Source organism: Methanosphaera sp., assembly GCF_016282985.1.
Lineage (GTDB): Archaea > Methanobacteriota > Methanobacteria > Methanobacteriales > Methanobacteriaceae > Methanosphaera.
The window spans coordinates 1-3,779 of record NZ_JAEELZ010000008.1 but is presented as its reverse complement, the minus strand read 5'-3'; the positions used below and the strand labels follow the sequence as shown (position 1 = coordinate 3,779).

At 29.8% G+C, this 3,779-nt stretch carries 5 protein-coding genes; 2 read left to right on the top strand and 3 right to left on the bottom strand.

Features of this window, described 5'->3' with window-relative positions:
- The coding region (locus QZZ11_RS00645) for a cobalamin biosynthesis protein (protein WP_292472569.1) at positions 1 to 813 on the top strand (813 nt) is incomplete at its 5' end.
- A 17-nt stretch (positions 814 to 830) separates the two neighbouring features.
- Here QZZ11_RS00645 and QZZ11_RS00640 read toward each other — a convergent pair.
- Positions 831 to 1,079, bottom strand: a complete 249-nt coding sequence (locus tag QZZ11_RS00640) for a UPF0147 family protein (protein WP_292472567.1) — start codon at positions 1,077 to 1,079, stop codon at positions 831 to 833.
- A gap of 158 nt (positions 1,080 to 1,237) precedes the next feature.
- Here QZZ11_RS00640 and QZZ11_RS00635 point away from each other — a divergent pair, with 158 nt between their 5' ends.
- A complete protein-coding gene (locus QZZ11_RS00635) occupies positions 1,238 to 1,405 on the top strand; it encodes a Met repressor (RefSeq protein WP_292472566.1) in 168 nt (55 codons plus the stop codon).
- Here QZZ11_RS00635 and QZZ11_RS00630 read toward each other — a convergent pair.
- Positions 1,402 to 1,989 carry a class II aldolase/adducin family protein gene (locus tag QZZ11_RS00630; RefSeq protein WP_292472564.1) on the bottom strand — a complete coding sequence of 196 codons (588 nt, stop codon included), beginning with the start codon at positions 1,987 to 1,989 and terminating at the stop codon, positions 1,402 to 1,404. The genes QZZ11_RS00635 and QZZ11_RS00630 overlap by 4 nt on opposite strands.
- A 12-nt stretch (positions 1,990 to 2,001) precedes the next feature.
- Positions 2,002 to 3,774, bottom strand: a complete 1,773-nt coding sequence (locus QZZ11_RS00625) for a DNA-directed DNA polymerase II small subunit (RefSeq protein ID WP_292472571.1) — start codon at positions 3,772 to 3,774, stop codon at positions 2,002 to 2,004.
- Positions 3,775 to 3,779 lie beyond the last annotated feature (5 nt).

Genomic DNA, 3,779 nt, shown 5'->3' with positions numbered 1-3,779 from the left:
TTAATAGAATCAAAAGTATCTGATCCTGCTGTTTTAAACATAGATGACAATGGAAATTTTGTAATATCCACATTGTCAGGGCACTTGGGTGGTGCAAATGAATTGACCAAAAAGGTATCCAAATTGATTAATGCAACACCTGTGATTACCACTTCCACTGATGTTAACAAAAGGTTGGGAATTGATGTTTTGGCAAGAGATCTTTACCTGTCTATCGATAATACAGATGAAATTTTATTTTTCAATAAGTCAATTTTAGAAGGAAGACAAATTTCATTTATTGTCAATTCTGAAAAAAATTTAGATTATTTATATAAATATTTGAAAAATAATACACATGAAATTGATGTCTCTATTAATTATTCATCAAAAATAAATACAGATGAAATCCATGTATTGTTGCAAAATCATAAGATTATTTTAAAGGAGAGAAAAATTGTTGTTGGATTAGGATGTAAACGTGGAAAAGAATGCAATGATTTATATTATGGATTGAAAAAGTCATTGAATGATTTAAAAATGGATATATCAAGAATAAACATGTTTGCATCTGCTGAAATTAAAAAAGATGAAAAAGGTATGTTAGAATTATCAGATAAATTAAATGTTCCAATCAATTTCGTTGATTTGGATAAATTAAAATTATTCGAGTCAAATGATATACAAAAATCTGAATTTGTAAAATCTAAATTTGGAATCTATGGCGTTTGTGAACCTTCAGCTTTAATTACAGCAGGTTTTGATTCAAAATTGATTTATAAAAAAACTTCTTATGATGGTGTTACAATAGCAGTTGCTATTTCAAAATATTAATAAAATAAAAAAAGAAATTAGATTGATTCTAATTTTGATAAAACTTCCCAAATTAAAGTTCTAGCATGAACTGGAATATTTGGATCGTTACTTATTTCATCTAATTTTCCTAAAACTGTACTTATTCTTACAGATTGGTCTTGCTCTTCATCGTGTAAAAGTTCATTAGAATCTTTAGCTGCCTCTCTAATATTACGTGGTACAGTATTATTCTCAGTAATGTACTCAAGAATCTCGGATACTTCATCGATTGTTTGATTGCTCATAACTACTCCTCCCAAAAATATTATTAAAAACAAGTCAAATGTGTATTAAATACTATATATTTTATCCTACACTTAAATAGTTTTTGGTGTTATGAATTAATTTTTTAATGCGGTGATTATAGTAAAATTTATATTAAATTAAATATCAATTATTATACATGTCAGATATAAGTAAAACTACTATAAATCTACCCGTTGATTTAAAAAAAGAATTAAAAAAAATTGCAATCGATGAAGATACTTCATTATCCGGATTAATCCTTAAAATGATTGAAGAAGGAATGGATAATAGAAAAAAATCTAATGTTTTTTCAGGTGAAGATTAAATTCCATCTTCAACTGAATTTAACATCAATGTTATAAACTGACTTTTTGCAATTTCCTCAACAAAAACTGCAAGCAGTTCCGCTTCTTTTAGATTATCGCTTACACAAATTACTCCATGATTTTTCAATACTAAAACGTCTTCAGTTCCAAGACCTTCACTGGCACTTTTAGCCAATTCGTCGCTTCCTGGTTTTTCATAATCTATTTCAGATAAATATGGAGTTTTTATTTCACCAAAACCCTCATACCTTTTGATTTTTTTAGATGAATGGGCAAATCCTGTAGCATATGGAGAATGTGTATGGACAATACCATTAACATCAGGTCTTTTTTTATAGATTTCCAAATGCATGTTGACTTCTGAGGAAGGTTTTCCTTTAGTCAATACATTTCCATCAAGATCAACCAATACTATGTCTTCTTCATTTAGTTTAGACAGAGATTTTAATGTAGGGGTTATGGCAATTATATCACCAATTTCTCCTTTAAATCTCACACTAATGTTTCCAGCTTTTCCTGAAACTAATCCTTTATCATAAATCTCATTTGAAATTTTAATTATTTCATCAATATTCTTTTTCATTAAAAAACCTCATCATAAAAATTTAAAATGCTTATATTTTCCTTTATGAAGTACAGGAACTTCAGCAGGAGTTGGTTCAATGTTATAAATTTTCTGGAACTCTGTTTGAGTCTGGAAAGTACCTGAATTAATCATATGTATTCCTTTAAATCTTCTATATGTATTAATGTGAACGTGTCCTGTATGGAATACATCAGGTACTTCGTCAATAACTAAATAATCTTCAAGTTCTGAAGCTAATGGTGTTCTTTCTCCATAAATTGGAGCTAAATGTCTTTTTTGTAATAATTCTTCCATCAATAGGTCATTTCTTTCGTGAGTAAATTCTTTTACAGCCATTACCAAATCATCAAAACTACGTCCGTGGTATATTAGGACATTGATTCCATCCAATGAAACTACACCAGGATTTGAAATAAATTCAACATTATCCAATTCATATAATGCTTTAGCATATTCTTCAGGTACAGCAGGCTGAGGTTCAGCGACTCTTGATGCATCGTGGTTTCCAGGAGCAATAATGATTTTGATATCGCTTCTGACATTTCCCAAGAATCTGGCTGCTTCGTTGTATTGCTCTGTAATGTCTTTAATTGCAAGCTCTTTTTCCTGGTTTGGATATACACCAATTCCATCTACAATATCCCCACCGATAATAAGATATTTAACATCTTCAGCCACTCTTCTTTGTTCTTCAGTACCATAATCACAGTTAATCCAATCAATGAACCTTGTGAATGCGTCTTCAAGGAATGTTAGACTGCCGATGTGAACATCAGATAAGAATACAATTCCAAAGTCCATTTCCTTTTCGGGAACTCTTAATACACCCGGATTGATTATTTGTTGGCCAAAAGCGAAGTTATTGTCGTCACTTTTGTTTGCAATTACTCCTATTACTTCGTCCCTAACTAATTTTTCAGCTTCAGCAAACAATTCATCATTGTTGTTGGAGAATAACACGGATATGCTTCCGGTATCATCCTCGAAATCAACGATTTTATGGCCGTTTTTACTTGATCTGATTTCTTTAACCATTAAAATCATGCTCAAACTGTCTTGAGAATCATCAATATCAGCTACTTTAATAGGCTTTCTAAGTTCAGGTCTTTTGGATAATATGTTATATAATTTTTCATATCTGCTTTTGAAATATGAAATTAGGTTTTCAAGTTCTCCGCTGGTGTATGATTTTTTACTGGTATCCTGAATGATTTCGAAATCATATTCAACATTAGATTTCTCTAAGTTTCTTTTAAATTTAATTTTTTCATCTTTAACAGTTTCTGAAGCTTCTAAAATGGCTTCATTTACATGTTTTTGCTTAACATCACTATCTTTTTTCAAATTTTCCATTGAAACAGGTTTTTCTACTTGTGGTGTTTGGTTTTCTATTGGTTTTATAGGAGTTTTTTCTACTTGTGGTGTTTGTTCTGTTTTTGGTTTGCTTTGATTTTCTATTGGTTTTATAGGAGTTTTTTCTACTTGTGGTGTTTGTTTTTCTATTGGTTTTTCTGGTGTTTGTTGTGTTTTTTGTTTGGTTTGGTTTTCAATTAGTGTTTCCTGATTATCTTTTTCAGTTATAGGATTACCTGTAATTTCATCAACTATTTCACCACTGACTGATACTAAATCTTTTGATGTAAATTTATCGCTTTTTAATTTGACTATCAGTGAAGATGCAAAATCAATAGGATTTTCTGCATTAATAACTTTATTATAAGCTTCAGGTGATAGGTTGATTCCCTTTTTTGCAAATTTTAATAGAATTTTATTAGTTGACATATTGA

Excerpts from the sequence above, each read along its gene's own strand:
- QZZ11_RS00625 (WP_292472571.1), bottom strand. The coding sequence starts at position 3,774 with ATGTCAACTAATAAAATTCTATTAAAATTTGCAAAAAAGGGAATCAAC.
- QZZ11_RS00640 (WP_292472567.1), bottom strand. The coding sequence starts at position 1,079 with ATGAGCAATCAAACAATCGATGAAGTATCCGAGATTCTTGAGTACATT.
- QZZ11_RS00630 (WP_292472564.1), bottom strand. The coding sequence starts at position 1,989 with ATGAAAAAGAATATTGATGAAATAATTAAAATTTCAAATGAGATTTAT.
- QZZ11_RS00635 (WP_292472566.1), top strand. The coding sequence starts at position 1,238 with ATGTCAGATATAAGTAAAACTACTATAAATCTACCCGTTGATTTAAAA.